The sequence below is a fragment of the Bradyrhizobium sp. CCBAU 21365 genome, assembly GCF_015291305.1.
Classification (GTDB): domain Bacteria; phylum Pseudomonadota; class Alphaproteobacteria; order Rhizobiales; family Xanthobacteraceae; genus Bradyrhizobium; species Bradyrhizobium elkanii.
This window is the reverse complement of sequence record NZ_CP030036.1, coordinates 6,119,711-6,145,977: the sequence shown is the minus strand read 5'-3', so window position 1 is coordinate 6,145,977 and position 26,267 is coordinate 6,119,711. Positions and strand designations below refer to the sequence as shown.

The 26,267-nt window shown below is 64.0% G+C and carries 29 protein-coding genes and 1 riboswitch; of the genes, 19 read left to right on the top strand and 10 right to left on the bottom strand.

From position 1 onward, the window contains the following. Positions 1 to 58 precede the first annotated feature (58 nt). The 3 genes from XI02_RS28955 to XI02_RS28945 all read left to right on the top strand — a co-directional run bounded on the left by XI02_RS28955 (position 59) and on the right by XI02_RS28945 (position 2,335). Entirely contained in the window at positions 59 to 883 is an 825-nt protein-coding gene (locus XI02_RS28955) for a helix-turn-helix domain-containing protein (protein WP_038375856.1), read from the top strand. 62 nt (positions 884 to 945) lie between these two features. Continuing rightward, entirely contained in the window at positions 946 to 1,611 is a 666-nt protein-coding gene (locus XI02_RS28950) for a DsbA family oxidoreductase (RefSeq protein ID WP_018272447.1), read from the top strand. Positions 1,612 to 1,696: 85 nt separating this feature from the next. Continuing rightward, complete coding sequence (locus XI02_RS28945; RefSeq protein WP_240537260.1) at positions 1,697 to 2,335, top strand: NIPSNAP family protein; 639 nt, start codon at positions 1,697 to 1,699, stop codon at positions 2,333 to 2,335. A gap of 289 nt (positions 2,336 to 2,624) precedes the next feature. Here the strand turns inward: XI02_RS28945 and XI02_RS28940 are convergent, their stop codons facing one another. Together XI02_RS28940 and XI02_RS28935 are read right to left on the bottom strand one after the other, a co-directional pair. Further along, a complete protein-coding gene (locus XI02_RS28940) occupies positions 2,625 to 3,809 on the bottom strand; it encodes a GNAT family N-acetyltransferase (RefSeq protein WP_018272446.1) in 1,185 nt (394 codons plus the stop codon). Positions 3,810 to 4,008: 199 nt separating this feature from the next. Beyond that, entirely contained in the window at positions 4,009 to 4,461 is a 453-nt protein-coding gene (locus XI02_RS28935) for a hypothetical protein (RefSeq protein ID WP_016848542.1), read from the bottom strand. Positions 4,462 to 4,620: 159 nt separating this feature from the next. On the opposite strand from XI02_RS28935, the gene XI02_RS28930 reads away from it, so the two are divergent. From XI02_RS28930 to XI02_RS28905, 9 genes are all read left to right on the top strand, one after another. Next, on the top strand, positions 4,621 to 4,848 hold the full coding sequence (locus XI02_RS28930) for a hypothetical protein (protein WP_016848541.1): 228 nt from the start codon (positions 4,621 to 4,623) through the stop codon (positions 4,846 to 4,848). Between the two features lie 129 nt (positions 4,849 to 4,977). Continuing rightward, positions 4,978 to 6,423, top strand: coding sequence for a caspase family protein (locus XI02_RS28925; protein ID WP_026192994.1), 1,446 nt, complete (start codon positions 4,978 to 4,980; stop codon positions 6,421 to 6,423). Between the two features lie 72 nt (positions 6,424 to 6,495). Then, positions 6,496 to 8,520 carry a pyrroloquinoline quinone-dependent dehydrogenase gene (locus XI02_RS28920; protein ID WP_018272444.1) on the top strand — a complete coding sequence of 675 codons (2,025 nt, stop codon included), beginning with the start codon at positions 6,496 to 6,498 and terminating at the stop codon, positions 8,518 to 8,520. A gap of 768 nt (positions 8,521 to 9,288) precedes the next feature. Continuing rightward, a complete protein-coding gene (locus XI02_RS28915; protein ID WP_016848536.1) occupies positions 9,289 to 9,822 on the top strand; it encodes a hypothetical protein in 534 nt (177 codons plus the stop codon). Positions 9,823 to 10,011: 189 nt separating this feature from the next. After that, complete coding sequence (locus XI02_RS46465; RefSeq protein WP_016848535.1) at positions 10,012 to 10,602, top strand: transposase; 591 nt, start codon at positions 10,012 to 10,014, stop codon at positions 10,600 to 10,602. Continuing rightward, positions 10,599 to 10,988 (top strand): transposase, encoded by a 390-nt coding sequence (locus XI02_RS46460; RefSeq protein WP_016848534.1) that lies wholly within the window; start codon positions 10,599 to 10,601, stop codon positions 10,986 to 10,988. Before XI02_RS46465 ends, XI02_RS46460 begins: the two co-directional genes overlap by 4 nt. 17 nt (positions 10,989 to 11,005) lie before the next feature. Beyond that, positions 11,006 to 11,212 (top strand): hypothetical protein, encoded by a 207-nt coding sequence (locus XI02_RS46455; protein WP_371814163.1) that lies wholly within the window; start codon positions 11,006 to 11,008, stop codon positions 11,210 to 11,212. An 8-nt stretch (positions 11,213 to 11,220) separates the two neighbouring features. Then, complete coding sequence (locus XI02_RS46450) at positions 11,221 to 11,358, top strand: hypothetical protein (protein ID WP_018272443.1); 138 nt, start codon at positions 11,221 to 11,223, stop codon at positions 11,356 to 11,358. Between the two features lie 334 nt (positions 11,359 to 11,692). Further along, entirely contained in the window at positions 11,693 to 11,986 is a 294-nt protein-coding gene (locus XI02_RS28905) for an HdeA/HdeB family chaperone (RefSeq protein ID WP_026192993.1), read from the top strand. A gap of 369 nt (positions 11,987 to 12,355) precedes the next feature. On the opposite strand, the gene XI02_RS28900 is transcribed toward XI02_RS28905, so the two are convergent. Both XI02_RS28900 and XI02_RS28895 read right to left on the bottom strand, forming a co-directional pair. Next, entirely contained in the window at positions 12,356 to 12,820 is a 465-nt protein-coding gene (locus XI02_RS28900) for a PaaI family thioesterase (RefSeq protein WP_016848531.1), read from the bottom strand. 38 nt (positions 12,821 to 12,858) lie between these two features. Next, complete coding sequence (locus XI02_RS28895; RefSeq protein ID WP_026192992.1) at positions 12,859 to 14,334, bottom strand: amidase; 1,476 nt, start codon at positions 14,332 to 14,334, stop codon at positions 12,859 to 12,861. A 196-nt stretch (positions 14,335 to 14,530) separates the two neighbouring features. Between XI02_RS28895 and XI02_RS28890 the strand changes: the two genes are divergently transcribed. The 3 genes from XI02_RS28890 to XI02_RS28880 all read left to right on the top strand — a co-directional run bounded on the left by XI02_RS28890 (position 14,531) and on the right by XI02_RS28880 (position 15,367). Next, positions 14,531 to 14,662, top strand: coding sequence for a hypothetical protein (locus XI02_RS28890; RefSeq protein WP_016848529.1), 132 nt, complete (start codon positions 14,531 to 14,533; stop codon positions 14,660 to 14,662). Positions 14,663 to 14,736: 74 nt separating this feature from the next. Next, positions 14,737 to 15,039, top strand: a complete 303-nt coding sequence (locus XI02_RS28885) for a hypothetical protein (protein WP_172647669.1) — start codon at positions 14,737 to 14,739, stop codon at positions 15,037 to 15,039. Positions 15,040 to 15,136: 97 nt separating this feature from the next. Beyond that, complete coding sequence (locus XI02_RS28880) at positions 15,137 to 15,367, top strand: hypothetical protein (protein WP_016848527.1); 231 nt, start codon at positions 15,137 to 15,139, stop codon at positions 15,365 to 15,367. Between the two features lie 68 nt (positions 15,368 to 15,435). On the opposite strand, the gene XI02_RS28875 is transcribed toward XI02_RS28880, so the two are convergent. Next, complete coding sequence (locus tag XI02_RS28875) at positions 15,436 to 15,639, bottom strand: hypothetical protein (RefSeq protein WP_016848526.1); 204 nt, start codon at positions 15,637 to 15,639, stop codon at positions 15,436 to 15,438. An 862-nt stretch (positions 15,640 to 16,501) separates the two neighbouring features. On the opposite strand from XI02_RS28875, the gene XI02_RS28870 reads away from it, so the two are divergent. Further along, positions 16,502 to 17,005: a hypothetical protein gene (locus XI02_RS28870; RefSeq protein WP_244620924.1), complete on the top strand. Its 504-nt coding sequence runs from the start codon at positions 16,502 to 16,504 to the stop codon at positions 17,003 to 17,005. A gap of 186 nt (positions 17,006 to 17,191) precedes the next feature. Here XI02_RS28870 and XI02_RS28860 read toward each other — a convergent pair whose 3' ends face one another. Then, the gene (locus tag XI02_RS28860) at positions 17,192 to 17,668 is read right to left on the bottom strand and encodes a hypothetical protein (protein WP_174771040.1); all 477 of its coding nucleotides are present in this window, start codon (positions 17,666 to 17,668) and stop codon (positions 17,192 to 17,194) included. A gap of 13 nt (positions 17,669 to 17,681) precedes the next feature. On the opposite strand from XI02_RS28860, the gene XI02_RS28855 reads away from it, so the two are divergent. From XI02_RS28855 to XI02_RS28845, 3 genes are all read left to right on the top strand, one after another. Next, a complete protein-coding gene (locus XI02_RS28855; RefSeq protein WP_016848522.1) occupies positions 17,682 to 17,903 on the top strand; it encodes a hypothetical protein in 222 nt (73 codons plus the stop codon). 696 nt (positions 17,904 to 18,599) lie between these two features. Then, positions 18,600 to 19,688 (top strand): recombinase RecA, encoded by a 1,089-nt coding sequence (recA, locus tag XI02_RS28850; RefSeq protein ID WP_016848520.1) that lies wholly within the window; start codon positions 18,600 to 18,602, stop codon positions 19,686 to 19,688. A 181-nt stretch (positions 19,689 to 19,869) separates the two neighbouring features. Continuing rightward, complete coding sequence (locus XI02_RS28845; protein WP_210290989.1) at positions 19,870 to 20,853, top strand: hypothetical protein; 984 nt, start codon at positions 19,870 to 19,872, stop codon at positions 20,851 to 20,853. Between the two features lie 17 nt (positions 20,854 to 20,870). Here XI02_RS28845 and XI02_RS28840 read toward each other — a convergent pair whose 3' ends face one another. The 4 genes from XI02_RS28840 to gcvT all read right to left on the bottom strand — a co-directional run bounded on the left by XI02_RS28840 (position 20,871) and on the right by gcvT (position 25,914). Beyond that, a complete protein-coding gene (locus tag XI02_RS28840) occupies positions 20,871 to 21,308 on the bottom strand; it encodes a thioesterase family protein (RefSeq protein ID WP_016848518.1) in 438 nt (145 codons plus the stop codon). A 163-nt stretch (positions 21,309 to 21,471) separates the two neighbouring features. After that, on the bottom strand, positions 21,472 to 24,360 hold the full coding sequence (gene gcvP / locus XI02_RS28835; RefSeq protein WP_016848517.1) for an aminomethyl-transferring glycine dehydrogenase: 2,889 nt from the start codon (positions 24,358 to 24,360) through the stop codon (positions 21,472 to 21,474). Between the two features lie 22 nt (positions 24,361 to 24,382). After that, positions 24,383 to 24,748 (bottom strand): glycine cleavage system protein GcvH, encoded by a 366-nt coding sequence (gene gcvH / locus XI02_RS28830; RefSeq protein WP_016848516.1) that lies wholly within the window; start codon positions 24,746 to 24,748, stop codon positions 24,383 to 24,385. A 20-nt stretch (positions 24,749 to 24,768) separates the two neighbouring features. Then, positions 24,769 to 25,914: a glycine cleavage system aminomethyltransferase GcvT gene (gcvT, locus tag XI02_RS28825; RefSeq protein ID WP_016848515.1), complete on the bottom strand. Its 1,146-nt coding sequence runs from the start codon at positions 25,912 to 25,914 to the stop codon at positions 24,769 to 24,771. 141 nt (positions 25,915 to 26,055) lie between these two features. Further along, a riboswitch (glycine riboswitch) is annotated at positions 26,056 to 26,144 on the bottom strand. Positions 26,145 to 26,267: the final 123 nt, after the last annotated feature.

The window sequence follows — 26,267 nt, the reverse complement described above, 5'->3', positions numbered from 1 at the left end:
CAATTCGATTACCTCAGGCGTAATGGAACGGGCGAATTCCGCATGGTAGGTTTGCACCATGAACGCACACGCATCCATGGCGCGGGCCGAGCCCGCAAAACCTGTCCCGATCGGCGAGCACCTGCGCGAGTGGCGGCAGCGCCGCCATCTCAGCCAGCTCGACCTTGCCGTCGATGCCGAGATCTCGGCGCGGCATTTGAGCTTCGTCGAGACCGGCCGCTCGGCGCCGTCGCGCGACATGGTCCTCAAACTGGCGGAGCGCCTCGACGTGCCCCTACGCGAACGCAACGTGCTGCTGGTCGCCGCGGGTTTCGCGCCCGCATTCCCGCAACGCTCGCTCGATGATCCCGCGCTGAAATCGGCGCGCGAGGCCATCAACCTGGTGCTGAAGGCGCACGAGCCCAATCCGGCGCTGGCCTATGACCGGCACTGGAATCTGGTCTCGGCCAACCGCATGGTGGCGCCGCTGCTCGAGGGCGTGCCGCAGCGGCTGCTCGGCCAGCCCTTCAACATCCTGCGGCTTGCGTTCCATCCCGAGGGCCTCGCGCCGCGCACCGTGAATTTCGCGGAATGGGCCGCGCATCTTCTGGAACGGCTGCATCGGCAATGCGAGGCAACGGCCGATCCGGAGCTGCTCAAGCTCTATCAGGACCTGAAGTCCTATCCGATCCCGGCGCGGTCGGCCCCGATTACCACCGACAACAACGTCGCGCTTCCCTTCAAGCTCCGCCTCAATGGCGAGATCCTGAGCTTCATCTCGACCACCATGGTGTTCGGCACGCCGGTCGACATCACGCTGCAGGAACTGGCGCTGGAGACCTTCTTCCCGGCCGATGAGCTGACCGCCGAGCGGATGCGGCAGATGGCAGCCAGTATGAAATAGCGGCTTGTCTCGGGACGCTTTCGGCCTACTTTTGGGGTCCCATTTCCGCCGGGAACCCCGCCATGAGCGATCTGAAGCCGCTTCGCCTCGACATCGTCTCCGACGTCGTTTGCCCCTGGTGCTATATCGGCAAGCATCGCATCGAGGACGCGCTCAAGCTGGTGCCCGATGTGCCGGTCGAGGTCCATTGGCGGCCGTTCTTCCTCAACAATTGGGTGCCGCGCGAGGGCATCAGCCGCGAGGAATATCTCACCGCCAAGTTCGGCTCGGTCGATGCCTACAAGGGCATTGCCGGCCGCGTGGTCGCCGCCGCCAATGAGGAGGGGCTCACCTACCATCCCGAGCTCGTCAAGCGGCAGCCCAACACGATCGACTGCCATCGCCTGATCCACTGGGCCGAGGCCAAGGGCAAGGCGGCCGAGATGAAGCAGCGGCTGATGGAGCTGTATTTCCGCGACGGCGGCGATCTCACCGACAGCAACGTGCTGGTACAGGCAGCGGCCGATGTCGGGCTCGATGCCGACGACGTCCGCAAGCGTCTTGCCACCGACGAGGATGTCGCTCTGGTCTCGGCGCAGGCCCAGGAAGCCGCCGAGAAGGGGATTTCGGGCGTGCCGACCTTCGTGTTTGCGCAGAAATACGCGGTGTCCGGCGCCCAGCCGGCCGAGCAGCTCGCCCGCGCCATCCGCCAGGTCTCGGCCGAGATCAACGCGCAGGCGGCGCAGTAGTCCGCAATCCACATCGAAAGCCCGGCTCATGCCGGGCTTTTTCGTTTGCCCACATCATCCATCGGAAACAATCAAGGAGACCATCATGATCTATGAGCTGCGCACCTACACGGTACGTCCAGGCACCGTCGGCGAGATGGTGAAGGCTGCGAGCACGATCTCGCGCGATATCCGCGCCGACAATTTCGGCAAGCTGGAGGGCTACTGGATCACCGAGATCGGTCCACTCAATCAGGTCATGCACATGTGGAGCTACGCCGATCTCAACGAGCGGGCGCGGCTGCGCGCCGAGCTCGCCAGGAACCCGCGCTGGACCGGCGAGTATATTCCGGTGATCCGTCCGCTGCTGGTGCGCCAGGAGGTGCGGCTGCTCAATGCAATCATCCCGCCGGTGGCGCCGGCGACATCAGGCAACATCTACGAATTCCGCAACTATCGCGCCAAGCCGGTCGGCGGCGCCAAGCAATGGCTCGATCTGATCACCGGCGTGATGCCGGAGCGCGAGAAATACTCCAAGATCGTCGGTCTCTGGACCACCGAAGCCGGGCAGCCCAACGAGGTCTGCCACATCTGGGCCTATCCCGATCTCAACGCCCGCGCTGCCGCACGCGGCAACGCGATGAAGGATCCAGCCTGGCTGGAATTTTTGAGCAAGGGCACGCAGGTGCTCGAGGAGATGCACTCGACCATCATGCTGCCGGCGCCGCATTCGCCATTGCAGTAAGGCAGGTGCTGGTCGCGCCGCGGCGTGCCACCTTCCCCAATGGTTCGCCGAGCGCAAGACAGGGAGGCCGCCGGTTGAGGCGGCCTTTTCGTTTTCGGCGTCAGGACGTCGCGAGCGCCGGCAAAAAGCCCCATCCGATGTTTCCATCAGATGAGGCTTTCGAAGCAAGGGCGCGCGCCGTCTGAGAACCAGCGCGCCGCAACGCTAGTCGGGCCAGCTGACATCAACCTGACGGCAGCAGCCACTTGTTTCCCGATGTGTCTGCATGCCTACGAAAGGGTAAACCGCATTATCCGGGCTTGCCGCGCCGGCTGCGGATGAAGCGGACGGCGCCGCGCGCGGCTTCGTAGGCAAATTTGTTCAGGGTCAGCGCGGCGTGAATGGCCGGCACCAGCGGATCGCGGCGCCGCAATGGAATGAGTACGTCGCCGATCGCGAAGCGGCCGCGCCAGATCGGGTCGATCATGGGGTGGCCTGGCGCCGCGGTGGAATCGGCCGACTTGATCGCGGGATCGGCGCAGAGATGGCGCGTCAGCTCGAGCGTCAACTGCGTACCGGGCGAATATTTCGCAAAACGCTCGTCGACGCCGATCTTGAAGAAGAAGGCGCGGTCCTGGTGGCGCACCACGATGCCGCCCGCGACCGGCGTGTCGCCGGCATGCAGCGTGATGATCTCGCAGCGGCCGGCTTCGGCCATTGTCGACGTCGCGCGGCGGATGAAGGCCGCATCGCCGGCATGCTGGCTGAGCGCCGTGCCGCGCTCTCCCTTCCAGCCACCGGCTTCGAGGACAAGGAAAGTCTCGAGCGCCGTCGCAACCTCGTGCGGCGTTCGGGCGACATCGAAGCGCACCGTGCCATGGTCGGACAGGCGATGGTGCTGGCGGCGCAGCTCCTTCAGCTTCTTAGGCCCAAGCGCGTCGCGCAACAATTCGTCGGCATCGCGCGTCGCATCCAGCTGGGCGCGCTGGTAGGCGCTCAGTATCTGCGGCTGCAACCCGTCTCGCGCCAGCACGGCGCGGATCGCCGCCATGGCCGGGCCCTCGAGCGACATGTTGCGCAGGATCAGCGCATGCGCGCCCGCATTGCGCGCCTGCCGCAGCATCTTGCCCGCCGCTTCCTCGGCGGCGGCGCGGTCGAGCAGCGGCGTGCACAGCGTGCCATAGGGTTCGGCGCCGACCAGCGCGGGCAGGGGAATGCGGTAGATCCGCCGCATCGGAACGACCGGCAACAACCCGATCAATTGCCCGCCATCGCCGGCAGCGCTGAGCAGCGAGGCGCCGGTGCGGCCGCGCGCGGAGGCATCGACCGCCAATTCCCAGTCCGCCTGATAGTAGCCATTGGCCTCGATCGCGCGCGCGGCAAGCGCGCGCCATGCATTGAGCGGCGCGGCCGACAGCGGCGGCAACGTGCGATCGTCCGTGGCATCCCTGCGCGATGCACGGTGGATCATTGCCTGGTCAGCAATATCGGCCACGTCCCTGTTTCCCCAGTCCGCGAGGCCGATCGGCCTTGCGTTCGTCAGGGCAACGCTAGCGGAAAGAAATGGAAAATGCCGTTGAGGCCAGCAGGCAATTTGAGCGGTCATGTTAACCGGCCGTTCAGCATACCGGTGCGCGCCGGCCTGGCCGGCTCGCCGGCTCAGACGTCAAGGCTGGGGCTTCAAGGCTTGGGCTTCAAGGTTTGGGGCTTCGCTGCGCTTCCAGCTGAACGGAACTCTCGATCGGCTCGTAATTCTGCGTCACGCAATTGTCGTCGGCTTCCACCTGCCGGCGATCGAAGATCGCGCCGTCGTTGATGAAGACGCGATAGGTCTGCGTCCCCAGCGGCTTGCCGATCACCGATGTCAGCTCGGCGCGGACGCAGGCGGTCCAGCCGGTGCCGCGCGGGTCGTGCAGCGGGGCGGAGACCCGCACATGGGTCGGCTGTGAACCGGTCGTGAACACCGAATCCAGCTTGCCCGCGACCAGCCGTTTGACGTCCGGAGGCGTCTCGAGCGGCGCGGGCTCCGTAGCCTTGACCTTCAAGGCCTCCGGCCATACCGCGTGGCTGTCCGCCAGCCCGCAGCCACTCAATATGAAGGCGGCGCCGGCCAGCAGCGCCGCCAGATGTACTTGTCCCTGTCCCATTGAACGAATTTAATGTGCCGCCGCCAAGATTGCGCCCCCTGGTGGCGCTGAATTCGCATCATGCGGCGCTTTGTCGATCAACAAATGTCGAGCGACAAGTTATCGTTGGGGTAAAGGTATTACCGGATGTTGCTGCAGCGGCGGGGGAGACAGACTGACATGAAACGCTTCACGGTTGCTGCCGTCATTCTGGCGCTGCTCGCGACGCCCACGCTGGCCCAGGGCCGGCGCGGGGGCGGTGGGGGCGATACGAAGACGGAGCAGAAGCCCAAGGTCGACGAGAAGGCCTACAAGGCTGCGCTCGATCGGATCCCGGAGCCCAAGGAGAAATACGATCCCTGGGGCGTCACCAAGCCGGCAGCGGATCCGGCCAAGAAGCCGAAATAGCCGGGCTCGCTAGGTCTCTGCGGCCATTCGACATCCGAACCGGCGTCGCTCGGCAGCACATTGCCGCACGGCATGAACCTTGGCCTGACGGCCTCCGACCCATCTTCGATGTCATTGTCGGAGGCCGCCATGCTTCGCCGTTCGCTCCTCAGCCTGATCGTTCCGGCAGCGATCCTGCTCGGCGCCGTGCCGGCGTCGGCGGAAAACCGGCTGGCGCTGGTGATCGGGCAGTCGGCCTACAAGTCGGTGCCCGCGCTGCCGAATCCGGCCAACGACGCCAGGGCTGTGTCGCAGATGCTGACCGATGCCGGATTTGCGGTGACGGCCGCATCGGACCTGTCGCAGGACGAGATGCGCGCACGGCTCAGCGATTTCGCCGGCCAGGTGGCGGCGAAGGGCGCCGACACCGTGGCGCTGGTGTTCTATGCCGGGCATGGCCTGCAGATCGACGGCGAGAACTATCTGGTGCCGGTCGATGTCGATCCGAAGCGCGAGGCTGATATCCCGATCCAGGCGGTTCGGCTCAACGACATCCTGAACACGCTGACCTCGGTGCCAAGCCGGATGCGCATCGTGCTGCTCGATGCCTGCCGCAACAATCCTTTCCCGGAGCTCAGCAAGACCGCGGGGCACGGGCTCGCCATCGTCGATGCCAAGGTGGGCGCGCCCGGCACGTTCGTCTCGTTCTCGACCTCGCCGGGCGCGGAAGCCGAGGACGGCAGCGGCGCCAACAGCCCCTACACGACCGCGTTGCTGGCCTCGGCGAAGGAGCCGGGCATCCCGATCGAGGACACCTTCAAGCGCGTTCGCCTGGCGGTGAACAAGGCAACCGACGGCCGCCAGACGCCGTGGGACTCGTCCTCGCTCACCGACGACTTCCGTTTCATGGCGGGTGCTGCGGCGTCGCCCGCACCGACGCCGCCGCCGGCCGCCGCCAAACGCACCGTCGACGAATGGAAGCGCGAGCTGCAGGGCAAGCCGATTGAGGCCGCGAATGAGCTGACGGTGATCGATGGCTCCGACGAATCCTACGAAGCCTTCGCCGCGATCTTCGCCGGCACGCCGCGCGGCCTGCAGGCGCGCGACTGGCTCGACCGGCATCGCCGCATGATGGCGTGGAGTAACGCTGTTCTCGCCAACACGGCGGCGGCCTATCGCGGTTTCCTTGCGCAATATCCTGACACCGACCTGACAGCCACCGCGCGCAAGATGATCGAACGGCTGCGCTACCGTCCCGATCCGGCACCCGCCGTCGCGCTCAGTGTGCCCGCGACCAACGTTGGGCTGGCGGCACCGACCTGTCCCTGCAACGCCGCGCCGCCCCAACAGCCGCTGCAGCAGAGGGCCAACGTGCCGGCGAAAAAGCGTGCCGATCCCGATCCGCCGCGGCGCGCGGGCAAGCGCCCGCCGCGCGTCGTCGTCGAGGACGACGTCGTGGTGGCGCGCCGTCCGCCTCCAGCCGTGGTCTATGAGCCTGCCGGACCGCCGATCGGAATCGGGATCGGCATCGGCATCGGTGGCGGCGGTGGTTATCGCGGCAACTACGGCGGCGGCTATCGCCGGGGTGGATACTGACGCGCCGATCGCGTAAATGCTTTCCCCGCATGAGATGCGGTGCCTGGTGATCGCATCCTGGGGGAGGACGCGATGCGGTCGCTGTTTTGCCTGCTTGCCGCGCTGCTGCTGTGTGCGCAGCCGGCGCGCGCCTGGGAGTATTGGGGCGGCGACCGCGGCGGACAGCGCTTCTCGCCGCTGACGCAGATCACATCAGACAATGTCGGCACGCTGCTGCGCGGCTGGGAATTCCGCACCGGCGATCTCGATACCCGCCCGCCCGAGGTGATGAAGCGCACCAAGTTCGAGGTGACGCCGCTGTTCGTCGAGGACAGCCTGATCTTCTGCACGCCGTTCAACGAAGTGATCGCGCTCGATCCCGGCACCGGTGCGCAGAAATGGCGTTTCGATCCGAAGATCAGCATGGCGCAGCGGCCGGCCAATCGTTTTGTCTGCCGCGGCGTCGCGCACTGGACGGATGATCGTGCGGCGGAAGGCGCTGCCTGCAAGTCACGCATCTTCACCGGCACCAACGACCGGCGCCTGATCGCGCTCGATGCCCGAACCGGCAAGCCCTGTGCCGATTTCGGCAACGCTGGCGAGATCAGGATCGACGCTGGCATGAAGCTGGAATGGCCGGGCGAGTTTCAGATCACGTCGGCGCCGGTGACGGGACGCGGCGTGGTCGTGGTCGGGTCCGCGATCGGCGACAACCGGCGGGTCGACGCGCCGCTCGGCGCGGTGCGCGCGTTCGATGCGCGGACCGGCCAGCCGCGCTGGAGCTTCGATCCGCTCGTGCACAATGGCGTCGAGGCCGGCCACAGCAATGTCTGGGCGCCGATGTCGGTGGACGAGGAGCGCGGCCTGGTGTTCCTGCCGACGACATCGCCCAGTCCGGACTTCTGGGGCGGCAAGCGCCCCGGCAATGACGAGCACGCCAATTCCGTCGTCGCGCTGCGCATCGAGACCGGCGAGCTCGCATGGGCATTCCAGACCGTGCATCACGACGTCTGGGACTACGACCTGCCGGCGCAGCCGACGCTGGCGCGGATCGACACCGGCGATGGTCGGCGCGACGTCGTGATCCAGCCGACCAAGCAGGGCTTTGTGTTCGTGCTCGATCGCGGCACCGGCAAGCCGGTGTGGCCGGTGGAAGAGCGCGCGGTGCCGCAGAACGGTGCGGAGGGCGAGAGGCTTTCGCCGACGCAGCCGTTCCCGACCCATGTGCCGCCGCTGCTGACGCAGCGGATGACGGCCGATGATGTCGCCGGCCTGCTGCCGGGCACCGGGAGCTCGGCCTGCGAGACGCTGCTCGCGCAATCCCGCAACGAGGGCCTTTACACGCCGCCGTCGACGCAAGGCACTGTGATCTATCCGATGACCGGCGGCGGTGTGAACTGGGGCGGCGCGGCGTTCGATCCGGTCAACCAGATCCTCTATGCCAATGTCAGTCATGCTGCGCACATCGTCACGCTGATTCCGCGCGACCAGGCCAAGGGCTTCAATCCGCCGCCCGGTCATGAATTCGGCCAGCAGGAAGGGGCGCCGTTCGCGATGTCGCGGGCGCTGGCGAAATCGGCGGTCGGGTCGCCCTGCAACAAGCCGCCATGGGGCGAGACGGTGGCGGTCGATCTCAAGGCCGGCAAGATCCTCTGGCATGCGTCGGTCGGCACCAGCGAGGATCTCGCGCCGCTCGGCATCGCGCTCAATACCGGCACGCCGCTGGTCAATGGCGTCGCGATCACCGCGGGCGGCCTGGTGTTCACCGGCGCGATGGATGCCTATCTGCGCGCGTTCGATGCCAGGTCGGGCAAACAGCTTTGGCTCGGCCGGCTTCCGGTGCCCGGCGTCGCCAATCCGATGACCTATCTCTGGAAGGGCGAGCAGTACGTCGCGATCGGCGCCGGCGGCCATTCCGAGGCCGGCACATCGATCGGCGATAGCGTGGTGGCATTTCGCCTGCCGCGCCAGGGCGAGGGGGCATCGTTGTGGACCCGCCTGATCGACTGGCCCGGCGGGCGGTTCACCGCCAAGGCTGTGGCCGCCGGACTCGTGCTCGTGGCCCTCATTGCGCTGTTGTGGCGCTGGCGGCACAGCCGTCGCTCGCGATCCGCTTAGGTGCTCGCTCCCGTGGGGGTGCGCCGCCAAAATATCGAAAACAACCCCATGCAAAGGAGCCGGCGGCTGCCGGCGTTCGAAAAGCAACTTGACACGTCGGGCAACTCAGGGGTACTTTTCTACTATTCCGAAATTGTGCGGGCGTCGCCTCGTTCCTCTAAAGCGCGATGAATTCAGGTTGAATCGGCCTGGCGGCATGCGCCGGCATCTCCCCCCGCAACCGGCAGGGCAATCGCATATAAAAAAATCTGTCGGGCAGCGTACTCGCGGCCATCCTTCGAGACGCCCGCCTTCGGCAGGCTCCTCCAGCGACAAAGGCGAAGCCTTTGCGCGGGGATGACGGGTCTTGTTTTGCGGCACAGTAGTAGACCCTCATGGTGAGGAGCGCCGCTTGCGGCGCGTCTCGAACCACGAGGCCGAGTTACCTCCGTAGCCGCTGAAGGGTCATATGCGATTGCCTAACGCAACCAGAGAGGAGCGCAGGTTGTTCGCGGATGCAATTGAACCTAGGGCGTGGACCCATCTGGGATATCGCTTCCGGGAGGAAATCCGGGCGCGCGGCGCAGACCGCGGGGATGTCGCCCTGTGGACCAACTTCGCCGCCTCCGACTGGTGCGGTGTTGGGTGCAGTCCGGACTTCTCACCAACGATCCGCGACCGCCGCATTTGACCCAAAGCGGATAATCCTTGTCGTCCCTCGGCGGATTTCTTAGGGATTGGCAAATAATCCTGACCGACGAGCCTGAGCCGGTATCAGGAGATTGATGGATGCAAAACGCGACAGTGGCCGCGCTCGTATACGAGCTTCTTTTCGAGGTCTATCGAAAGATGGAGCTCGATAGAAAGGGAGGGCGGCTCCGATCTTTTCCTGATGAAAATGGCACGCCACGCGAGGCATTCTTCCATGAATTTATGAGCTGTTGGGAGTGGCCCGCCGGCACGTTGGAGCAAATCGGAATTCTAAAAATTCTCCAACCAACTCCCGGTCTCTGGGGACCGAATTTCTACCCAGTGATTGGCTTGGACGAATGTGCGGTGGCGGACTTTTCAAGGTTCGAGACCTTCGACAATTATTGTGTCGCGATGTCCTCCTTTGAAATGCTGAATTTTGAATTTTGCGGGCAAGTCGATCTCAGCATTCAGTCGCCACGTTTCCTCGAAGCCGTTGCGTCCCAAGATGATATTTTTCTGGTCGAGGATGACGGCGAAGTCGGGTTTGATCGGGCGCGCTTCAGCACGAAAGTCATGACGCGGTGGGAAGAACTAGAGGTTCGCCGCATCCATCCCAAAAGCGGCGCTTAGTTCGAAGTGAGGGCGTCCTGGAATAGCGAGCACACCGAAGAAATGTCGGCTACTGGCCCAGGCCGTGTGAAAACTCCGCCTCTGCTATTAGTATTCTCCGATGAATCGGCGGGGACGAGCGATGGCGGGATTCGTGGAAGGGGTTGATCGCGCACAGGGCACGTTGTTCCTGCACTGCTCGACGACGACGTGGCCGAGGACAATCCGGTGCGTGCGGTTGATGTGTTCGTCGACGGGCTCGATCTGGATAAGCTCGGCTTCGTTGGCGTCCAGTCACTCGACACGGGGCGACCCGGCTACCATCCCGGCATGATGCTCAAGCTCTACATCTACGGCTACCTCAATCGCGTGCCGTCGAGCCGACGCCTGGAGCGAGAATGCCAGCGCAATATCGAGATGATCTGGCTGACCGGGCAGTTGGCGCCGGACTTCAAGACCATCGCGGATATCCGCAAGGACAATGGCAAGGCCATTTGTGAGGTCTGCCGCGAGTTTGTCGCGCTGTGCCGCAAGCTTGATTCGCTTGTTGCAGCGAGCGTCGCCATCGATGGATCGAAGTTCAAGGCCGTCAATGCGCGGGACAAGAACTTCACTGAGGCGAAGATGAAGCGGCGCCTTGAGCGGATCGACGAGAGCATCGCCCGCTATCTCTCGCAGCTCGAGACCGCCGATCGGCACGGCGATGCGGTGCCAGAGGCGAAGGTTGAGCGGTTGAAAGGTAAAATCGAGAAGCTCAAAGAGGAGACCGTCCGGCTCAATGCGATCAATGCGGAGATATGAAGAGCGAGGACAAGCAGATCTCGCTGACCGATCCTGACGCGCGCTCGATGGCGACAAGTGGTAAGGACACCGGGATCGTTGGCTATAACGTGCAGATTGCAGTTGATACGCAGCATCATCTCATCGTGGCTCACGAGGTGACCAACGTGGGCACCGATCGCCATCAACTCGGCAACATGGCCAGGCAGGCGCGCGACGAGATGGCCGTCGAGACGCTCGAAGTCGTGGCAGACCGCGGCTATTACGATGGAGAGGAGATCTGGGCCTGCGAGGAAGCCGACATCACGGTGACGTTGCCGAAGCCGATGACTTCGGGCGCCAAAGCTGCTGGCCGCTTCGGCAAACAGGACTTCGTCTATGTCGCTGTCCCGCCGGCGAGCGATTAACTTATCACTACACGAACATAGAGGACGGAAAGACACTGACCCGCTATTGGACAAGCACCTGCAAAACCTGCACGCTCAGAGTTCAGTGCACGACAGGCCCCGAGCGCCGCATCTCACGCTGGGAGCATGAGGCCGTCTGGAAAACGTTCAGGATCGGCTCGACCACAACCCCAATGCAATGGGTGTCCGCCGTCAGACAGCGGAGCATCCGTTCGGCACAATGAAGTGTTGGATGGGAGCAACACACTTTCTCACGAAAAATCTGCCAAAGGTGGCCACCGAGATGGCGCTCAACGTCCTCGCCTACAATATGAAGCGCGTGATGATGATCGTGGGCGTGGGCGGATTGCTGGAGGCGATGCGGGCGTGAGGCCGGCCCTCTGAGCGACCAAATCAGCGCCCCGAGTTGCGCGATTTTCACACGGCCTGGGCCCTGAGCGGACATTCACCACGGCATCGCCGAGGTCGGTTTCTGAGAGCGACATGGACCTCGCTAGTACGCTCCCTGTTCTCATCACGCTCTAGCGCGACCCGTCACAAATCACGAACACGAATTCTCAATCCGTGCACTGAAGCGACGTGCAGGCAAAGTTGCGCGATGTCTCGCTTGCGTTCGCCGCGACGCTTCGCTTACGAGGTCGCGAGCGGAGCCGCCTGGCTTCCGGCGACCTGTTCATTTCAGATCATTGCCCATGGAGATTGCGATGAAGATCACTGCCTCGATCATGCTTGCCGCCGCGCTCGCGCTGTCGTCGGCACCGGCCAGCGCCACCGTCCTCGATCTCTCGACCATGACCTGCAAGCAGTTCGTCGACGGCGGCGACGACACCATCAAGATGGTGCTGGTGTGGATGGACGGCTGGTACAAGGGCGATTCCGACGAGGCGATCATCGACACCGACGTGTTTACCGAGAACGCCAGGAAGTTCGGCACCTATTGCGGAAAGAATCCGACGATCAGCATCGTCAACGCGGCCGAGGCCGTGCTCGGGAAGTAAACCTGCCACGCAAGCTCCTCGTGGAGCGCGAGCCTCGAAGGATCGACGGCCACCAGCCGGGCCGATTCATCCTTCGAGACGCGCGCGAGAGCGCGCTCCTCCAGCGACAAAGGCGAGGCCTTTGCGCGGGGATGACGGTGATGGGTGTTGCGGCTGTCTGATTCAATTGTCAAACAGCTGACTCAGTGTCATCACCCGCGCATGCGGGTGATCCAGTATTCCAGAGACGTCCGTGGCTTGAGCCGATAGGCCGCGGCGTACTGGGTCGCCCGGTCCATGTGCGCAATTGCGCACAGGCCGGGCGACGACAGTTGCGTAGGATGGGTGGAGCTCAGGATGAGGAGATGCACCGTCTATGATGCAACAGTCCTATCCCGGCAGCATCGCGAAGGCGCTCGACACCATCGCCACCGGCTTGTTGTCGGTGGCGGAGGATAGCGTGACGCGACCGAAGCTCATGGTGCGGCCGAGCCGGACCACGCGGGCGTCGGCCAGCACGTCGGAGGCGGTCACCGCGCGCATGAAATGCGTGGTCTGGTCGACCGTCGTCATCGGGCGATAGCCCTTGTTGGCCGCGAGATTGGCGAGCACCATCGCGGTGTCGGCGAACGCCATCAGCGCCTGGCCGCAGACGATGCCGCCATTGCGGCACAGGCGTTCGGAAAACGGCATGCGCAGGATCGCGCCGGGCTGCCAGTCGGGATCGCCGCCGGCGGGCGGCGCAATGTCGAACTGCTCGACCGCCAGATTGAGGTCCTGCACCCAGGGCGCAAAGACGTCGCCGAGCACGCGTTTCGCGTCGTCGATCCCGAATTCCCCGGCTTGCTGCTGCATGACGTCCCGTTCCCTCTGTTGATGCTATCTATCTTGTTCTAGTTGCGCGTGACATGCACGGCCGGCGTCTTGCCGTCATTCCACTTGCCGCCGATGGCGCGTTCGATCTGGGCGGCGAGCTGCAGGAGCAACCCGTCATCGGCCTGCTTTCCGATCGCCTGGATGCCGAGCGGCAGGCCGTGCTCGTTGGTCGCGAGCGGCAGCGAGATCGCGGGGATGCCGCAGAGATTGGCGAGCGGCGTGAAGGCGAAGTTGCGCCAGAGATTGCCGAACCAGTCCAGCACCGACGGGTTATCGCTGATGGTGAGATATTCCGTGGTGCCGACCTTCGGCGTCGGCAGCGCCGTGATCGGCGTCAGGATGATGTCCCAGTCCTCGAAGAAGGCGCCGAAGCCGCGTGCCGTGGTGTTGAAGACGGCCTGCATGCGGGCGCGGTCGGCGAAGCTGAAGTCGCGGCCATGCTCCCAGATGCGGATGTTGATCGGCTCGATCAGCTCCGCCGGCGGCCGCTCGAGGCCGCGCGCGGCGAGCATGTTGCCGATCACGACGGCGAAATTGCTGATGTAGCAGGCGGTCTGCGCCGCGAAGGCTTCCCGATAGTCGATCGCCGGCAGCGCGTAATCGACCTGATGGCCGAGGCCTTCGAGGAAGCGTCCGACCCGCTCGAGCTCGGCTGCGATGTGCGGCGTCGCGCGATAGTCCCCCCACGTGTGCGACAGCGCGATCCTGAGCCGGCCGGGGTCGCGCGCGATCATCGCGGCATATGGCTCGGGCGAGGTCCAGAACGGCATGAACTCGCCGGGCGCAGGTCCCCGGCAGGCATCGACGAAGCCAGCGGTGTCGCGCACCGTGCGCGACTGGCAGCCCTGGATCGAGACCAGCCCGGTGAGATCGGACAGATGCGGCGAGAGCGAGAACACGCCGCGCGAGACTTTGAGGCCGATATTGCCGTTGACCCCGGCGGGAATGCGGATCGAGCCGCCGCCATCGGTCGCATGCGCGATCGGCACAGCACCGGCGGCGACCATCGCCGCGCTGCCGGCCGACGAGCCGCAGGTGGTGTAGTCGGTGTTCCAGGGATTGCGCGTGACATAGACCGCGGGATTTTCCGCCGAACTGCAGACCCCGAACTCCGGCGTCGTGGTGCGGCCGATCAAATTGAGGCCGGCCTTGCGCATCTTCGCGGTCAGGAAGGTATCCGCCGCGGCGCGATTGCCGCGCATCATCAGCGAGCCCATCTCCTGCAGCCGCCCCTTCAAGGTCGGGCCGAGGTCCTTCATCAGGAAGGGCAGGCCGGCGAACGGGCCATCGAGGTCGGCGCCGTCGCGCGCGGGATCGGCGATCACGTCGTCGAACAGCTCGACGACGCCGCAGAGCGCGGGATCGACCTTGGCGACGGCGCTGGCTGCCTGCGACGCCAGCTCACGGGGCGTCAGCTCGCCGCTCCGGACGCGTCCTGCGAGCGCCGTCCCGTCGTGCTGCGTCCACTCGTCCCAGCTCATCGCCAAAGTCATTTGATCGATTCCTTTTCTGCTTTGTTGCGCAGTGTAATTTGCGCGGCAGCCCGGTCAAACCAGTGCGCGCCGACAGCCCGTCCGACGCGCGCTTGCGCTCCGACGCGCGCTGCGCTGCGTTGCAAGCGCCGTGCCCGGCTTGAAATTGCCCCAGTTTCGGCGCCCAGTCGCCTCCTCGCGAGTGGTGGGGGCGTACATGTTCCGCAAATTGGTGGTGCTCGGCGGCGTGGTTGCGATCGGGCTTGCGCTCAGCGGTTGCACGCGCTGCGGTCCAGTCTGGGACGACTGGATGCAGTCGCCGAAATCCTGCAAGTCAGACCATCTCTAGGGCCGGGGCAGGCGCGCTTGGCGGCGGCTTTCTTGCGGTGATATACCGGCGACGAAAATGCAAGGAGCGTACTCATGAGAGTTTTGTGCGCAGTCGCGGTTGTGGTGCTGCTGTCGGCGCCGGCCTATGCGCAGATGCCGAACGTCAACCTGATGCCTGAGGTCAAGACCAAGACCCAGGAGGAGAAGGAGCAGGACGCGGTCAGGGACAAGGCCTACAAGGACTCACTCAGCAAGATTCCCGACGCCAAGGGATCGTCCGATCCCTGGGGCGTCGTGCGCAGCGATCCGCCGAAGGCGGCCGCCCATCCCGCCAAGCCGAAGACCAAGACCGGAAGCTCGGCGCAGCCCGGAAGCGCCGCGCCGCGCAGCCAGTAACGCCCATTCGGGACGACCTCATCCGTCTCCCGCAGACTCGGATTCTCCCGCCGCCGCCCCTATATTGGGGTGTCGTCAGTTGGTCCGGAGTTGCGGCATGGTGTCTCGTCCGCGCGATCTCGCCAGCCGGATGGCCGAGCGGCGAAAGCCGGACGACGGCTATCTGCGCGAGACCTTCAGTCTGCCACGCGATCAGGCCCGCGTGAGGGCGCGTGACTTTCTCAAGCGCTACCCGAAGGCGGCCTATATGAGCGCCGTCGAGAGCTGGCGCGAGCTTCCCGGCGGCGACATCGAGTTCACGATGCGGCGGCTGGCAAGCGCGGACTGAAACGTTTTCGAGCGAAGCGCGAGGGCCAGCCGGTCAGGGGCACCGGGGCGTGCACGATAGACCGTGCCTCAGTCCCCATTGCTGCCGCGGGTCCGTTCCCGCTCCAGATTGTTCAGTTCGCGATCGATCCGCAGTTGCACGCGGCGGATCGCCAGAAGATCGAGCTTTGCTTCGGTCTTGCCCGTGAAGACGCGATCGCCGATCTGGAAGCGCCATTTCCAGACGCCCGCCATCAGCTGGGTGACGCTGAACTCGATGCCCCTGTGGATCATCTGTAACGGTTCCGCGAATGAAGGCGGTCGTCGATATTTAAACCAATAGTTGCAGTAATGATTGGCACCCGTAAACAGATCGTGTGAAAAAGCCGCGCCCGTTCGAGCCGTCGTTGTGGATTAAGGGGTTCGTCCGCCGGCAGCGTCGCCAGGGAATTGTCGCCAGCCGTGTTGCCTGCCCAGCGCCGCGCAATCCGCGTTGGATGAGCAGGCCAATGTTATGAACACTGGCGGAACCCGAGTCTTCCGTCGAACGCTACGGAGTTTTTCCAGGGCTCAGGAGGGGTACGAAGGTAGTATGCAGATTGTGCCAGCCGTTATCTGACGCGGTCGAGCCTGTCAGGTTAACTTGTTGATTGTCAGGGGAACTTCGGGCGCGAGGCGTGTCGTACGGCCCGGAACTTTGTTCTTGGCCGGAGAACTACGGAATTTTAAACGGCCCCAACAGGGGGCCGCCAACCCGTCCCGGAGGCGGGTTTTCCTCCAGCAGTCGGGGGGCTACCTGTCTGGCTGGAAGCTCTCAATTAGAGGCATTGCTGGATCGATTGTTCCAGTAAACATTCCGCGAGAACAGATCGCGACCCGCAGGAAGTTATGGGGCCAGAACATCTGAGAGCCTCCTCAGTAGTCCTGCCGAGAACATCGGCTAACCCTTGGTTGCGACGGGGTTAAACCCAAACCAGGCCACTCCAAAAATCAAAGCAGGCCGTTGTGGATGGAAGCGGGCCGGCACCTCCTTGCCGGTACTGGCCGAAATAGGCCATTCGCAGATGCGAAATAGGCCACCCGTGTTTGACCGATCTGGATCAGACCGGCCCTTGTCTGCCACAACTAGCCGCAGAGGGTTGTGGGGGACTAGCGGATGGGAGAGACGATTCGGTTTTGGCGCCGCTGCGCAGCACATGCGCTTAAGGGCACGGTCGCATTTGCGAACAACTGGTCGTGGTTTTTTGGCGTCCCGCCGGTTGCCGCCATGCTGCAATTTATTGCATCGGGTTCAGGCGCCTCGATGACCGGGAGCGCCTATCTCGACGCGCTGGTGACTGGCTTCTTCGCCTTTGTCGTCACATGGTTTGCGATTTTTGCGATAAGACTGATCAAGGCGCCGGCCGATCTCTATAAGCTCGCAGGGGCCGAAATAACTAGTGAGCCAACAAAGCTTGCGCGTCCATTGCCGATTTCGCTTAGCGTCGAATCCGTTGGCTCATACATGCGAACTAGTGAGCGGGTTGATCGACTCGATAAAGCCATCGCGAAAATGGCGCGCACCCACATTAGACCCGGTGAGACACTCGCATACGGCATGTTCAAGGAGCTAAAAACTCTCGGCGTCGCAAACATTGCTGAGCTGGATGCGCTTCTTTGAGGAGAAAGAGGAATTGGTCCTCCACTCTGCGGCTCATTGGATGTTCAAAGACGGCGTTTGGATAGGATCATGTGTCTGGGAATTAGAGAAAGTGATGAAGGCGGAGCGAGGTAAAGATCAATATACAAAGAAAATTATTGACGACTACTTGGCAGCCAAAGAAGCTGCCAAGTAGCTGCGCAGCAACTATGACCGACCGCCCTGAATTACCGTGAACTTCCGACGCCGATCCGGAGGCGTCTCGGTGGGGAGCACGGGGGTCACAGAGAGTGCAGCGTCCACAAGCTGCGCAACGCTCCATGCCTTCTCCGTCACGCCCAGCGCCTTCGCTGGCGTCGTGCGCAGGGCTTCGTGGGTGCGGCAGAGATTGTAGTGGCAGACGTACAGCGCGACGGCTGCAATATGGTTTTCCAGCTTCTTTGAAAAGCCGTTGGTGAGGCGAGTGAAGCGGCGCGACGACATGCGCAGCGAAAGGTTCTGCCGCTCAACGTAGCTGGTCGAAACGTACTGATCCGGATCACCGGATACTACCTCACGATCTACAGCTACTACGGCGGCCGGGGAGTAACGGCCCTGCGCTTCCTTTACGAGGTGCGTTACCGAGTAGGTCTTTACGATCACGCCATGCGAGGCGCTGTCGCCAAAGGCGTCGCGGATCGCCATGCGATAGGGTAGCATGGAAACTGCGCAAGAGGTGCCGCAGCCTGACCGGTTTCTAGGGGACATGCTGCGCACGCTGGCCCCTAAGCCCGCGCCCTCTGAGCCGTTTAAGGTTGCGTTCGGCCAAGGTCGAATTACTGGCACGTTCGACATCACGTCACAGGAAGATGCCGACGAGATGATCAACATGATCAATGCTGTCAAAACGTTCCTGAAAAAGAAAGAGGCCGCCAACTGAGGCGGCCTCCGTTTTCACATCAATAGGGCGATAGCCATTATTGCGATGGGGCTCAGCCCGAGCGCCACGATGAGCGCCCTAAAAGGTAGGTCACTGCTCATGACACAACCCCTGCGTTTGGGGTTGAAATCCTATTCCTGAATGTTGGATGGCCGCTAGTGCAATTTGTGCCACGGCAAGGCGCCGTGGGGTGGTAAATGCCTGGTTTTCGGGCATATTAGCCTTTATGAGACCGTGGCTAAAAATGGCGCTGATGGTTCTCGGCTTGTGCGCAGGCTGGATGGTCGTTGGTTTATTGACCGTCGATGATGACGACGAATTCCGCCAAGTCATCTCGGCATACAAGCCGCGCTAACTAGGAACGAACTGCAGAAATCGCTTAGCTGATTTGGGTCAAGAACAAATGGCGTCCCATGGGAACTGATGGGGCTAGAACATCCAATAACAGCCTCAGTAGTCCTACCGAGAACATCGGCCAACCCTTGGTTGCCGCAGGGTTAAATCCAAACTAGGCCACTCGAAATTTCAAAGCAGGCCACTAGGGATGGAAACAGGCCAGTACCTCCTTGCCTGAAAGAACATATTGCGAACATGGAACAAACGTGGTACAAAGGTTCCTATCAACAACGCATTCCGCCTGATCTGATCGCCCCGTTTTCCCGCTAGCGAATCCCCGCCATAAGGAGCACATCCCAAATGTCCGCCACCGCACTGCGTATCGTCGAAGGATCCTCCATGGACAAGTCCAAGGCCCTCTCAGCCGCGCTCTCCCAGATCGAGCGCCAGTTCGGCAAGGGCTCGGTGATGAAGCTCGGCAAGAACGACCGTTCGATGGATGTCGAGACGGTGTCGTCGGGATCGCTCGGGCTCGATATCGCCCTTGGCGTCGGTGGCCTGCCGAAGGGGCGCGTCGTCGAAATCTACGGGCCGGAATCGTCGGGCAAGACCACGCTGGCGCTGCACACGGTGGCGGAAGGTCAGAAGAAGGGCGGCATTTGTGCCTTCATCGACGCTGAACACGCGCTCGACCCGGTCTATGCGCGCAAGCTCGGCGTCAACATCGACGAGCTCCTGATCTCGCAGCCGGACACCGGCGAGCAGGCGCTGGAGATCTGCGACACGCTGGTGCGCTCCGGCGCGGTCGACGTGCTGGTGGTCGATTCGGTCGCGGCGCTGGTGCCGAAGGCCGAGCTCGAGGGCGAGATGGGCGATGCGCTGCCGGGCCTGCAGGCGCGCCTGATGAGCCAGGCGCTGCGCAAGCTCACCGCCTCGATCAACAAGTCCCACACCATGGTGATCTTCATCAACCAGATCCGCATGAAGATCGGCGTGATGTACGGTTCGCCGGAGACCACCACCGGCGGCAACGCGCTGAAATTCTACGCCTCGGTCCGCCTCGACATCCGCCGCATCGGCGCGATCAAGGAGCGCGACGAGGTGGTCGGCAACACCACCCGCGTCAAGGTGGTGAAGAACAAGCTGGCGCCGCCCTTCAAGCAGGTCGAGTTCGACATCATGTACGGCGAGGGCGTTTCCAAGATGGGCGAGATCCTCGACCTCGGCGTCAAGGCCGGCATCGTCGAGAAGTCCGGCGCCTGGTTCTCCTATGACAGCCAGCGGCTCGGCCAGGGCCGCGAGAATTCCAAGGCGTTCCTGAAGGCGAATCCCGACATCACCGCCAAGATCGAGGCCGCGATCCGGCAGAACTCCGGCCTGATCTCCGAGCAGATCCTCGCCGGCACGCCCGAGCGCGACGCCGAAGGCGAGGAGCCGACGGAGGAGTAAGGCTCAAGCATGATCCGGAAAAGTGCGAAGCGGTTTTCCCTCGCGACAAACGCGAAGCGTTTGCGCGGAGATCATGCTCAAACGATCACATGACTTCGCTGCAAGCGGGCGCTGAGGACGTTGAGTTGCCGACGTCCTCGGCGCCCGTTTGGTTTTGTGTGTCGTCGAGAGAGTTAGGCCGATGAAACGCCTGATCCTGACCAGTCCGTCCGGCCTCACCCTGGCACGTTCGGGGTTTGCCGAAGTCGCTGTTACATCTGCCTTTCGCTTTGTCGGTGGACCGCTGCCGTCGCCAGGAGAACTCGAGGCGTATTTCGGGTCGCGGTCGGACAAGAATCCAGTCGGACACTGGTCGCACTGGAGCGCGTGGGGCCAGGGATCTCAGGATGCCAGGGCGCGCAGGGATCTTGCACTGATCGAATTTTGCGACCCTTACGAAGTGATCGAGCTTTGGTTCGATCCGGGCCCGGATGATCAGCTGCAGCTGATCTGGATGCTCGATCATTTCCGGGCTTACCCGGCGATGGTCGACAAGTTGAAATTGCGGCTTGTCGCATTCGATCTGTTGACGATGCACGAGACGTGGCGTGGCTGGGACCAGGTGCCGCTTGTCAATGTCCGATCTGCGGACCTCGAGATCGCGAGCGCGTGTTGGCAGGCGTACCAGGCGACAACGCCGGAGGCGTGTTTCGATGTGGTGCATCGCGACCTGAGCGGGTTTCCCTTGCTGAGGCCGGCGCTGCTTGATCTGCTTCGTGATCTACCATCGAGCCGATCCGGACTGGGCGCGACCGAGATGCGGTTGCTTGAACTGGTCGCCGCCGGGTTCATGGGGACGAACGCGCTGTTCTACCTCCGCGGCTTTCGCCAGCGTGGCGTCTTTAACGACATGGAAATCGGCAGGCTGCTCGAAGGCCTTGCGCATGGTCCGCGACCGGCGATTGCCGGGCTCGACGATGGCTTGCGCTCCATCGACCCGGATAATGCGCGACGTCGCCTGGAGGCCTTCCAGCGAAGCCGCTTGTCGGTGACGGAGTTTGGCAAGGCGGTGCTTGCTCACAAGGCGGACTTCACCGACCACAATCCGATCAATCGCTGGTGGGGCGGCACGCACCTCACCAACGACAACCTTTGGCGCTGGAACCAGTCGCTGCGGAAGCTGTAGCGCTGGCTCTTACCCGCCTATTGCCGCGCCAGCGCCTTTTCGCGGCTCGCGATCAGTGCCCGCAAATCCTCGGTCACCGCGACCGACTGATGGGTCTTCTGATCGGTCGCGACCCAGATGATCTCGCCAGTGGCGCGCAGGTCATCGGAGCCCTTGGCAAAGATCGCGAGCGCAAGGTTGATCGAGGAACGGCCGATCCGCGCGACCCGTACGCAGACCTCGATGTCCTCGTCGAACCGGATCGGCGCCTTGTATTCGACGACCGACTTCACGGTGTGAAAGTCGATCCCGGTCCGCGCCACTTCGCCGAGATAGTCATAGCCGAGCGCGCGAAAATATTCCGTGATCGCGGTGTCGAAATAGGTCAGGTAGTGGGCGTTGAACACCACGGCCTGCGCGTCGACCTCGGAATAGCGGACGCGGAACGGGAAATGAAACCAGAATTCCTCGCGCATGTTTCCTCCTGCCGCGGGCGGCCCTCGCTATCGTTCGTCCCGCGGCCCGCTTCGACCGATGCAGGTCGCGGGCAAGCGAAGCGACGAGCTCTTTTCTTTGAAATGGTGGGTTGAGCCGCAGGGCTCAACCCATGCTTCGATGTCCGGATGAGGCGCGCCCCGGCTACTCCGCCGCCTGCGCGTAGTCCTCGACCGGCGGGCATGAGCACACCAGGTTGCGGTCGCCATAGACGTTGTCGACGCGGCCGACCGGGCTCCAGTATTTGTCGGAACGCGACACGCCGGCCGGGAAGCAGCCCTCGGCGCGGGTGTAGGCCCGGTTCCAGGCATCGTCGGCGATGTCGTGGACGGTGTGCGGCGCGTGGCGCAGCGGCGAGGCCTCGACCTTCCAGCGGCCCTTCTCGATCTCCGCGATTTCGTCGCGGATCGCGATCATGGCGTCGCAGAAGCGGTCGATCTCGAACTTCGATTCCGATTCCGTCGGTTCGATCATCAGCGTGCCCGCCACCGGGAAGCTCATGGTCGGCGCGTGGAAGCCGTAATCGATCAGGCGTTTCGCGATGTCGTCGACGGTGACGCCGCTGGTCGTCTTGAGCGGCCGCGGATCGACGATGCACTCATGCGCAACGCGGCCGCGCTCGTTGCGGTACAGCACCGGGAAGTGCGGCTGCAGCCGTGCGGCGATGTAGTTGGCATTGAGGATCGCGATCTCGGTCGCCCGCGTGAGGCCTTCGCCGCCCATCATCAGGATGTAGATGTAGGAGATGGTCAGGATCGACGCCGAGCCGAACGGCGCGGCCGACACCGGGCCGATGGCGTGCGCCGTCGTGCCGTCGGTTGCGGGATGGCGATTCTCAGGATGACTTGGCAGATAAGGCGCAAGATGCGCCTTCACGCCGATCGGGCCCATGCCCGGGCCGCCGCCGCCATGCGGGATGCAGAAGGTCTTGTGCAAATTGAGATGGCTGACATCGGCGCCGTAATCGCCGGGCCGCGAGAGTCCGACCTGCGCGTTCATGTTGGCGCCGTCGAGATAGACCTGGCCGCCATGCGCATGCACGACGTCGCAGATCTCGCGGATATGCTCCTCGAACACGCCGTGGGTCGACGGATAGGTGATCATGACCGCCGCAAGGTTGGCGGAGTGCTTCTCGGCCTTGGCGCGGAGATCATTGACGTCGACGTCGCCGCGCGCATCGCACGCCACAACCACGACCTCCATGCCGACCATCGCGGCCGAGGCCGGGTTGGTGCCGTGCGCAGAGGAGGGGATCAGGCACACCTTGCGGTGCGGCTCGCCGCGCGCCAAGTGATAGCCCCGGATCGCCAGCAGTCCGGCATATTCGCCCTGTGCGCCGGAATTCGGCTGCAGCGAGACCGCGTCATAGCCGGTGATGTCGCACAGCCACTGCTCCAGCCGCTTGAACAGCGCGTGATAGCCTTTGGCCTGATCCGGGGGCGCGAACGGATGCAGATTGCCGAACGCCGGCCAGGTCAGCGGGATCATCTCGGTGGTGGCGTTGAGCTTCATCGTGCAGGAGCCGAGCGGGATCATCGCGCGGTCGAGCGCGAGGTCGCGATCGCTGAGCTTGCGCATGTAGCGCAGCAGCTCGGTCTCGGAACGATGCGTATTGAACACCGGATGGGTGAGGAAGGCGCTCGAGCGCCGCAGATCCTTCGGCAGCGCCTCGTGCGCGCCGGCCTCGATCTCGGCATAGCTGAGCTTGCCGCCGAACACGCGCCACACCGCCTCGACCGTCTCCGGCGTCGAGGTCTCGTCGAGCGCGATGCCGAGCGTGGTCGCGCCGATGCGCAGATTGATCCGCTCCGCCAGCGCGCGGGTGACGAGCTCGATCTGCCTGGCGCCGGCCTCGACGGTCACGGTGTCGAAGAACGCTTCGCTGGTCGGCGCAAAGCCGAGCTTGCGCAGGCCGGCGGCAAGCACGGTGGCGCGGCGATGCACGCTGCGTGCGATATGGGTCAGGCCCTCGGGACCGTGATAGACCGCATACATCGAGGCGATCACGGCGAGCAGCACCTGCGCGGTGCAGATGTTCGAGGTCGCCTTCTCGCGGCGGATATGCTGCTCGCGGGTCTGCAGCGCGAGGCGATAGGCGGGCTGCCCGCGCGAATCCACCGAGAGGCCGACGATGCGGCCGGGCAGCGAGCGCTTCAGCGTGTCGCGCACCGCCATATAGGCGGCGTGCGGTCCGCCGTAACCCATCGGCACGCCGAACCGCTGCGCCGAGCCGATCGCGATGTCGGCGCCGAGCTCGCCGGGCGAGGTGAGCAGCGTCAGCGACAGCAGGTCCGCCGCGACGATCGCAAGCGCGCCCTTGGCGCGCAGCGACGCAATGGCAGGCTTGAGGTCGCGCACCGCACCCGATGTTCCCGGATACTGCAGCAGCGCGCCGAGCACATCGGCGTTGTCGAGCTCGGTCAGGGGATCGCCGACGACCAGCGCCCAGCCCAGCGGCGCGGCGCGCGTGCGCATCACCGCCAGCGTCTGCGGATGCACCTCCTTGTCGACGAAGAACACCTTTGCCTTGACCTGCGAGTGGCGCTCGGCGAGCGCCATCGCCTCCGCCGCTGCGGTCGCCTCGTCGAGCAGCGAGGCGTTGGCGACGTCGAGCCCGGTGAGGTCGCAGATCATGGTCTGGAAGTTGAACAGCGCTTCGAGCCGGCCCTGGCTGATCTCCGGCTGGTACGGCGTATAGGCAGTGTACCAGGCCGGGTTCTCCAAAATGTTGCGCTGGATCACCGCGGGCAAAATGGTGCCGGAATAGCCTTGGCCGATCAGCGAGGTGAACACCTGGTTCTGCGCGGCGAGCTCGCTCATATGCGCGAGCGCCTCGGTCTCGCTCAGCGCCCGGCCGAGATCGAGCGGCGCCTTCTGCCGGATCGAGGCCGGCAGCGTCTCATTCATCAGCGCCTGCAGGCTCGCGGCGCCGACCGTCTCGAGCATCGCGTTGATGTCGCGCGGCGACGGTCCGATGTGGCGGCGGACGAAATCGGTGGCGGCTTCGTTGATCGGCTTGAAGGGCGCGTTCATGGGTGATCCTCGGGGTGATCCTTTAGGCGGTGTGCGCGGCGTAGGCGGCCTCATCCATCAGGCCGCCGAGCTCGCCCTTGTCGGCAATCTTCATCTTGAAGAACCAGGCCTTGCCGCCTGCGTCCGAATTGACCAGCGCGGGCTCGGCGGCGAGCGCGTCGTTGACCTCGACCACCTCGCCGGTGATCGGCGCGTAGACGTCGGAGGCGGCCTTGACGGATTCGACGACCGCGGCGGCCTCGGCCTTCTTCAGGCTGCGGCCGACCTTGGGCAGTTCGACGAACACGACGTCGCCGAGCTGCGACTGCGCATAGTCGGTGATGCCGATCGTGGCGACGTCGCCCTCGATGCGGAGCCATTCGTGGTCGGACGTGTACAGCGTCGTCATGGGGATCGATCCTTTGGCGTTTAGCGTTTGTAGGTATTGGGGACGAAGGGCGTTGCCGCGACCTTCAGGGGCAGCCGCTGGCCTCGCACTTCGGCGAAAACGGTGGTGCCGGCCGTGGAAAGGGCGGTAGGCAGATAGCCCATCGCGACCGGCGCATTGAGGCTCGGGCCGAAGCCGCCCGAGGTCACCTTGCCGATCTGCTCGGTCGAGGCGGCATCGGCGAACAATGCCGCGCCTTCGCGCACCGGGGCGCGGCCGTCGGGCTTCAGGCCGACCCGCCGGCGCCCGGCGCCATCTGCGAATTGCGCGAGAATCTTGTCGGCGCCCGGGAAGCCGCCGGCGCGGGCGCCGCCGCTGCGGCGAACCTTCTGCACCGACCATTCCAGCGCGCCTTCGACCGGCGTCGTCGTGGTGTCGATGTCATGGCCATAGAGGCACAGCCCGGCTTCGAGCCGCAGGCTGTCGCGCGCGCCGAGGCCGATCGGCAACACGTCGGGATTGTCGAGCAGCGCGGTGACCAGGGCTTCCGCCTTGTCCGCGGGCACCGAGATCTCGAAGCCGTCCTCGCCGGTATAGCCGGAGCGCGAGACGAAGCAGTCGATGTCGGCGACGCGGCGCGGACCGGCGTCCATGAATTTCATCGAACTGACATCTGGACAAAGTTTCGCCAGCGCCGATTCGGCTTTCGGCCCCTGCAGCGCGATCAGCGCGCGGTCGGCCAGCGCCACGATCTCGCAGCTATCGGAGAGATGCGCGCGCAGATGCGCCTCGTCCTCTTCCTTGCAGGCGGCGTTGACCACCAGGAACAGGTGATCGCCGAAATTCGCCACCATCAGGTCGTCGAGCAGGCCGCCCTCGTTGTTGGTGAACTGAGCGTAGCGCTGCCGTCCCGGCGCGATGCCAACGATGTCCTGCGGCACCAGTTTCTCCAGCGCGAGCGCCGCGTCGGCGACCTTGCCGGATTTGGCCTTCAGCACCAGCTGGCCCATGTGCGACACGTCGAACAGGCCGGCTTCCTTGCGGGTGTGCAGATGCTCCTTCAACACGCCGGCCGCATATTGCACCGGCATGTCGTAGCCGGCGAACGGCACCATCTTGGCGCCGCGCGCAAGGTGCAGCGCGTGCAGCGGGGTCTGTTTCAGCGGGGAAGTTTCGCTTGCAAGCATCACAGGGCCCTCGCGGTTCCCGTCGGGGACCTATTTCCCCTTGAGAAACCTGCAGAAAGCCCCATCTGTCGCTGTGCCTGAGAGTATTATCCCGTCGGCGGACGCATCGGGGCGAACCCCAGCGTCTCTTTCCAGATGTCAGACGTCACGCGGTCCTTTTGCCTGAGAGTTTCCGGGGCGGTTGCTCCTTCGGCGCCGGCGGTAAGGCCGGTCTCTCCCGACGTGACTAGGTATAGGTAGGTAGAAAACACGGCGCCACCAAGACTGTCAACGCAGCTGCAGCAACTATCCAATGGGCTTTGTGCTGCCGCGGCAAGCCCATGATCCGCCTGCACAGTTTCTGGACACCGCAG